Origin of the sequence: Bacillus cereus group sp. BfR-BA-01310 (genome assembly GCF_022664325.1) — a bacterium.
In the GTDB taxonomy this organism is placed as follows: Bacteria; Bacillota; Bacilli; order Bacillales; family Bacillaceae_G; genus Bacillus_A; species Bacillus_A paramycoides.
This window is the reverse complement of the sequence record NZ_JAKUHD010000121.1, coordinates 1-241: the sequence shown is the minus strand read 5'-3', so window position 1 is coordinate 241 and position 241 is coordinate 1. Positions and strand designations below refer to the sequence as shown.

Below are 241 nucleotides of genomic sequence, written 5' to 3'. Positions count from 1 at the left end.
CTCACAGGGACAAGGTCCCAACTACCATCGGCGCTAGAGAGCTTAACTTCCGTGTTCGGTATGGGAACGGGTGTGACCTCTCTGCCATCATTACCAGACTTTTATCATTATACACATTCTTTCCAGAATGTCAAAAGGAATTTTAAATATATATTCCTTCAAAACTAGATAACATTGCTACATATTATATGGTTAAGTCCTCGATCTATTAGTATTCGTCAGCTCCACATGTCACCATGCT

At 40.2% G+C, this 241-nt stretch carries 1 rRNA gene; it reads right to left on the bottom strand.

Features of this window, described 5'->3' with window-relative positions:
• Window positions 1-98 (bottom strand): 5S ribosomal RNA (gene rrf / locus MR109_RS29960); the annotation flags it as partial.
• Window positions 99-241 lie beyond the last annotated feature (143 nt).